4 protein-coding genes and 2 pseudogenes are annotated in these 7,258 nt (G+C 36.5%); 1 reads left to right on the top strand and 5 read right to left on the bottom strand.

Annotated features, from left to right (window positions below):
- Positions 1–264: 264 nt before the first annotated feature.
- Positions 265–720 (top strand): annotated as a pseudogene (locus ACFIK1_RS09335) (type ISP restriction/modification enzyme); the annotation flags it as partial.
- 790 nt (positions 721–1,510) lie between these two features.
- Here ACFIK1_RS09335 and ACFIK1_RS09330 read toward each other — a convergent pair.
- The 5 genes and pseudogenes from ACFIK1_RS09330 to ACFIK1_RS09310 all read right to left on the bottom strand — a co-directional run.
- The gene (locus ACFIK1_RS09330) at positions 1,511–1,981 is read right to left on the bottom strand and encodes an SMI1/KNR4 family protein (RefSeq protein WP_375662651.1); all 471 of its coding nucleotides are present in this window, start codon (positions 1,979–1,981) and stop codon (positions 1,511–1,513) included.
- 270 nt (positions 1,982–2,251) lie between these two features.
- A complete protein-coding gene (locus tag ACFIK1_RS09325; protein ID WP_375662650.1) occupies positions 2,252–2,602 on the bottom strand; it encodes an HNH/ENDO VII family nuclease in 351 nt (116 codons plus the stop codon).
- 88 nt (positions 2,603–2,690) lie between these two features.
- Positions 2,691–5,255, bottom strand: a pseudogene (locus ACFIK1_RS09320) (DUF6990 domain-containing protein).
- A gap of 99 nt (positions 5,256–5,354) precedes the next feature.
- Positions 5,355–5,936, bottom strand: a complete 582-nt coding sequence (locus ACFIK1_RS09315) for an SMI1/KNR4 family protein (RefSeq protein ID WP_375662649.1) — start codon at positions 5,934–5,936, stop codon at positions 5,355–5,357.
- Between the two features lie 62 nt (positions 5,937–5,998).
- Positions 5,999–7,258, bottom strand: a 1,260-nt coding sequence (locus ACFIK1_RS09310) for an HNH/ENDO VII family nuclease (RefSeq protein ID WP_375662648.1), incomplete at its 5' end; no start/stop codon positions are given.

The raw sequence follows: 7,258 nt of genomic DNA, 5'->3' as shown, positions 1-7,258 counted from the left end.
TATCAAAATAATTATTATGATATTTTAAAAGCACATGCTTCATTTGTTTTTTTTCCATAAAATAAACAGCAAATTTCACTATTTTGCTGATCTGATCTCTCTCATGGGCTGCGGATAAACAGCATTTAAAAACTCTTTTGAAAAAATTATCGGCTTTTTTAGCATTTTTCTGCATTTTTTCTCAATTCGTTCAAAATGGATTTAATAAGCTTCGTTTTAATTCTTTTGAAGAGACTTAAACCCCTTATACGAAAACGGAGCTCTGTTGTAACAGGGCGTGAACTGGATCATTTGCACGTGAATTATGAAACTGTAAAACCTTATCCCGTAACCTTTAAAAAAGGTAATCCAAAAGTTACAGAGATCTCTAATCCAGAAAAATTCTATTACGTGACTGAAATGAAATTCGCAAAAGCAGGTAAAGAGAAAGATAAAACCACTGTTATTTATAATAACAATATCACAATAACAGATATCCCTCTTGACGCTTGTGAGTATATCGTTAATGGTAAATCCGCTCTTGAATGGGTTATGGGGCGTCAATGTGTTAAGACTGATAAAAAGAGTGGCATTGTTAATGATGCCAATCGTTATGCTGTTGAAACCATTGGCAACCCTGCCTACCCTCTAGAGTTATTTCAGAGGGTTATTACCGTAAGTTTAGAGACAATGAAAATTGTTAAGAACTTACCAAAATTAGAAATTAGAGAAACTGAATAGACTTGGCTTGCTAAACTCACAAAGGGGTATAGAATCTTATAACCATAATCTATACCTCTCTTGTTAAGTTGATTAGATACAATCTTTAAAAGGAGTGTTTATATGCATTATTCTAAAAAGAAGAAACTTACACTTTTAAATACTCTACTTTGAATTGCTTTAAGACTTTTAAGAAATCCCATCTTAAAGTGAATACGCTTCTTTTACATTGCCTTTAAAAGATTAAACCGTAATCTAAAATGAGTGCTTTATTGTTATCAGAAGCTTTATTTAAAGAGGGTTATGTATATTCATTTTCTTATATTACTTATAGGTTTTGAATGTTTCTCAAACCCTCAAAATACTCAAAATCTTCAAAACTAACAACCATAAGGATCTTGATAGCATTTCTTATGAGTTACAAACTATCTTTTGAAAGGCTTTAAAGGATCATATGCTTTTCATAAAGCACATTTTAATCACTCACTAAAATAATCTATTTTGTCAGTTCAATTTACTGACACATAACTGACAAATATATATTGTGAGTTGAATTTATGGGTTACCATTTAATAAAGGTTGTATCATTAAAATACTAACCTATTGAAATATATTGATTTTAATTTTCTCTCATTTAAAAAAAATAATATAGGCTCTAAAAAGAACTGACAACACTGACACGGTCTATTAAAAGGGATTTTGCTAATCTTTATAATGATCAATCTCTTTTTAGATGTTTTCATAACAAGCAATAAATCGCAATTATCCTATTTATCAACTAGTTGTATAACATCATCTAAGGTATAGGTTTTCATGAATCTTCCCCTGCATACTCTTTAATTCTTTTGCAGAGAAATTCATAAAAATTACTTGCGTAATATTCGCAATCTTCAGATGTATACTTGAGATAGAGTGGGCATTCACCATCCCGAAACTGCGTATAATCAAAATAAAAGGTTTCATCAAGATCATAACTCACAACGAGCTGTTCTGGTGTCGCAAAACCATGTTTCCTATGATATAAGTTTTTATGCACAATATCACCAGCAGGACAATCCTCAAAACTTGCGTTATAAATGCTAAAAATTTCTTCACCACCAATTTCTCCTCCTCCATAATTTTTTAAAAAACTCTTATAGGAAGAGGTAAATTGTAAACCAAGAGTGTTCTCAGCTGTTTTAATCCGTACATCATCAGGGGCATTATCTTGAGTACCAAAATTAATAACATGACTATGTATATCAACATATTGTGCAACATCTGATAAAGTATAACTTTTCATAAATTTTTCTCCATAAGTCACAGCGTGTTTTTACTCATAATGAGTGTTTCTAATGATCAATCTTTTTCTACTATAGCCAATGGAATTCGGATGAGATTGATAAAATCATAAGAGATATGTTCTTGAAGGAGCTCTTTTCTCATCTGTCTCTGTACAATCATCTCGCATTTACAATATATGATGGAATTAAAGGAGGTGATCATTAAAGTTTAGAGAGCGCCTTTTAGGGACATTACTCCAATATTTGCAATAATTACTTTTTCTTTTTTCCTACTTAGGAATTTTTTTTGAAATCCAACAAATAATTTTTCTGATAAAATTTGTCTTTGGATTCATAGGAGCAACCAAACTCCTGCCTTGATAAAATGAGTAGAGAACCTCAACGAGAGGACTATCTTGTTCTTGTGTCACAGGATGTAACATAATAGGCCTACAATCGACTCCAATAGGAGCTCTTCCTGATGCCATTCTTTCCACATTTGTACCTGTTATTATGTGTCCTTTTTCTTTCCAAGAAGAAACTGTTTCAGGATCAAACAGTTCATATTCCTGATAAACTTTTTGACTTTTTAATTCCACAGGCTCAGCTGCCCTCATATTTTTTTTCTTTATCCATTTCATGATTCATAATCCCCTCGATTTTTTCAAAATAATCAATTTATTCTTTGTTCTAAATAGACTTAAATAAACTCTACTTCCAAGAAGGAGGTTATTCCTCGCTAGAAAGCTCTGAGTGATTACCAAAATCTTTTGCTACCCGTTCAATCAAAGTGTAACTCTCTTGCTTCATCTTTGCTACTTCTTTGGCTAAAGTTAATGCACGTTTAATATGAAGCTGTTGGATGCTCTCGTCAAAGCCTAGGTGATCCCCTGCTGCAAAACTTTTCTGATAAGATTGTAAGGTTTCAGCATCACCCAACAAAGCAAGAGCACCAAGATGAAGCAAAGCATAATGTGCATCGTTTGCTCTAGACGTTGCATCCTTTTCCCAAGGAGCTATACCATAATCAGAGCGTAGCCTTTTAGAAAGATCAATCCCTTTGGATGCCCATTCTAAAGCATCATCAAGCGCTTGCTTTAAGCGATCCGCAGTAACTTCTGGTTCAAAGATTTCTAACCCCTTTGCTTCAAAATTAAGCTGTATATCTGGGATATCTTCCGTGTGGGTAGGATCAATGAATTTACAAGCAGCGGAAAGAATACCGGTACTAATCATAAAGGCGCTATCAAATTGCGGACAATCTTTGGCAATTTCGTCGTTATAAAGAATGTCTACTTCACGATCAGCCAATTGATAGCTTGCCATATGGTCATTCTCATTGATTTTCTTAGTCAACCAACCTAAGCTTTTCAAAAGTGCATGAGCACTTTCCATGGTGAGACGATCATCAGTATCATCTGCTTCCTCTGTCGCCTCAACAGCAATAGTTTTGGAAGCAACAGATGCTGTTTGCGGATCCAAGCTCAAAATCGGTGCATTTTTCGGAAAACCTGCTCGATAACCCCGTGCAAGAGTGAGGAGATTATCAATTCTATATTTTGAGATTTCTTCCACAAAACCTAAAGGATCTCCCTTTCTAAAATTCTCCTTATAAGATTTGAGCTTTTCAACATCCCCAATCAAAACAAGCGCAATAAGGTGACGCGCTACAAGATCAAGTTCACTGTCTGGGGAAAAAGCTACATAATTATAAATGATCTGATTGACATTTTGTCGATCTGCCCATTCAAGTATATCTGTACAAATCTGCTTTAGCTTGTCTTCAGCCAATTCAGTACTAGAAACTGTATAAAATTCTTCTGCTTCTTTGAGGGCTATATATTGAGGCATATTATAGAAATATCTCTCTATGAGCAGTGGAAAAGGCAAGTGTTGAAAGTGAAGCCTTGAATATAAGGATCGGTGTTTTTCCTTTTCTATCAAGACTGTACATTATATTAATGATACGGTCTTTGCTTATAAAATAGGCATTACGATTATAATTTTTGTCGCGATAGACTGTCCAGTTCATCATTTTTAATGTTTCAGAAACTGTATTAAGAAGAGCCAAAGATTGTACACCAATACGTGCATCTGCCGCCTCTCGCTCCTTTAAAACGGTCAGATGTCCTTCAGCAAATTGAACAGCGTGATTAACATATTTTTCCACATCATCGTCATCTAAATATTCAGAAATCGTACCTGCTTCTAAAAAATTTTGATAAGATTTCAGGACATCAATTTGACCTGTTAATGCTAAACAAGCCAAATGCCAGACTATATCTATATTGTAGCTATACTTTTGAACACGTGTTTTGCTTTCTATTGATGCTTGTAAATCTTGGGCACGTGCCCATTGTATTATCCGCTCAGAGATTTTGATAAGCTCTTGCTCATCTAATGTCTCTACACAAATATCAATGCCTTTACCAAAACCACTAAAAATCCCCCCCAATCGTATTAAAAGAATTATAAAGCCCCGTAGGAGAAACGCACCAATATTCCTCACTAAAGTGAATACAATTGCAAGCAACAGAAATCATTTCATTAGATATTTCAGCTTCAATACGGACATTGTAATTATCATGAAGACGTATAAAACCAAAATCAAATTGAATGAAGCAGTCGGGCAAAATCAACCACATTTTTCCAGGCTCCGTAGCAAACCACCCTTGTGTTTTGAGAACGCGCATTGCTGCTGTGAGGCTTATCGAGCGCTGTTTGGTTTTTTTGCGCGTTAGAATATCATCCAACTCCCCATTTTTATAGGCTTGCGCAAAAAAAAAGCAGGCGATCATCCGATGTCATTGTTTTATAATCAGCAAATTCTGGCACAGATAGTTTTGGGGTAGATCTATCACTCCTTAAAGCCTCCATATCACCAAGTAATGCTTGTGCAACGGCAGAATGATCAGCAGCTTCCTCGCACAACTTTTTTTCAATATCCTGTGCTTGCGCCCATGCAATCACTTTGTTTAAAGCGGTTGTGATATGGCTTTCGGAAAGATCCGGAGCTTTAACATTAAAATCCTCCTTCGCGTAAAACAGCACATCTCCATATTTACGCTGTGATTTTTCACCTCTAGAATATTCCCGAGCAAGACAATAAGCAGCGGTGGTGAGATCAGCCGAAAGCAAAAACTCTTTGCCACTCTCTCCATAATTTTTTACACCATAGCCAATACCGACAATGCGATCGGGAAGATGATAATGCGCAAAGGTATCCCCCACGTTATCACGATAAGGCTCCCAGCCCAGTCTTTTTAAAATCTCTGTGACATCTTTGGTTTGCATCATCATTCCCCCAGCATGATCTGTAATTCTTTTACATAAAAATTACTTGTGTAATACTTAGGCTCTCTAGAAAGACTATATATTTTCTCACTATCAATTTCACCTCTTCCATAGTTTTTTCCAAAAACTCTTGTAAAAAGGTATAGGTTGCGGAGTGGGAGTGTTCTCAATCTTTTCAATCGGTTGATCACCATCAGGTATCTCAGCTCCCACGCTTTCTTTAATTCTTTTGCAAAGGAATTCATAAAAATTGCTAGCGTAATATTCGCAATCCTCAGATGGAAGCATGACATAAAGTGGGCATTCTCCATCCCGAAACTGCGTATAATCAAAGTAAAAGGTTTCACCAAAATCAGTACTACTCACGACAAGCTGTTCTGATGTTGCAAAACCACGTTTTCTATAATAATTTAAATTTTGACAAACAATATCATTAAAAGGAAAATCTACACAATCTTCATAAAGACTATAGATTTCATCACCACCAATATCTCCTCCTTTATAATTTTTTAAAAAACTTTTATAAGAAGATGTGAATTGCAAACCGAGAGCTTTCTCCGCCTTTTCAATCCATATATCATCGACAGCATTTTCTGCAGTCCCAAAACTGACAATATCACTATCATATTTATCAACTTTATTAACTAATTCTATAACATCATCTAAGGTATAGGTTTTCATCAATTATCCTCCATAAATTATTTTATAAGTTTCTTTTTCTCTTTTCAATTAACCGTAGAGCATTACTGCCGATGCTCCTGTCCCCATCCGTCAAAATCTATCCCTATGATACCCCATCTCATATCAATTATTCCTCCTAAATTACTGTTTGTTTGTTCTCTATACCCTTTAGCACGTTCCTTCCAATATTCCGCTCTCCACTTCTCAAACTTTTTTCTCTCTATAAGCGATTGATGTGTTTTTGGATTATTATGAATCACGGAACTATATTTGTTATGAGATTCCTTGCTCATTTCTGCTATGGGCCCTTCAGGCGTTTGTTTTAGGTGATGCAACTCAACAGATTGACCATCAAAACCTATAGGTGCTCTTCCTGCTTCCATTCTCTCAATATTGGTGCCCCACACTTCTTTTTTGTTTTCCATCCATTTTACCCTTTTATTAGGATCAAACAAATCGTCTCTCTGATAGGCTTTGTTCGTCTGACCAAATTTGCTATCGGTAAATTTAGTGGGTTTCTTTTTTAACCAAAGCTTTTTTTCTTTAGCAGCGAGTTTAGTTAGTTCTTTCCTAGCAGCTAGTTTGTCAGGATCTCCCTGAGCTGCAAGTTCTGCAAGATTTTTCTTGGAAGCAAATTGGGCAAAATCTTTCCTAGCATTGAACTTGATCACAGCCTTTTCGCCAAGCTTTATACCTTCCTTGGCTGCTCCAGCACCTCCCAAAAACAGCGTTGCTACTTCAGTCAATAATTTTCCAAATTCAAGACCAGCATTAAAGGAACCACCGGCACCGGCTCGCTCATATTCCTCCTCCATTTTATTAATGCGATCTACATAGGGCTGTGCAAAGGCATGCCCAAGGGTAGCCAAAACCTTACCACTGGTGAAGAAATCTTTGAGCGCTTTCAAAATCTCTTTGGAATTTTTGGCTATTTGTATCAAGTCACCAACCGTAGGAGAACTGATTATTTGCAAAAAACCATCAACCGTACCGTATACTTCAGCCGGTACACCAGCTACCATACCTGCCCCAAAGCTTATATCTTGCCCTGTACTAATCGCAGACCACTTCGCAGACACTGCTGCTTCACATAAAAGGTCAGGACACTCCTTTAATTCTTTCTCCATCTGAGCTTGTTGCGCACTGCTGAGGTAGTTATTTGCAGCGGCATTACCTGCGGCATCGGCACCGGCATCAACATTGCCACCGGCAAGGGCAGCGGCAACGCCCCCAGCAGCCCGTGCAACATCAATGGTGTGGTCTCTAAAGTCAGCAAACTGCGCATCAATCTTTGCGTTTATACGCGCTTCCTCTTCCGCAGT

This window comes from Bartonella sp. OC16QHHD, assembly GCF_042194035.1.
Lineage (GTDB): Bacteria > Pseudomonadota > Alphaproteobacteria > Rhizobiales > Rhizobiaceae > Bartonella.
The sequence above is the reverse complement of the archived record's forward strand: the minus strand, read 5'-3'. Positions and strand labels throughout refer to the sequence as shown.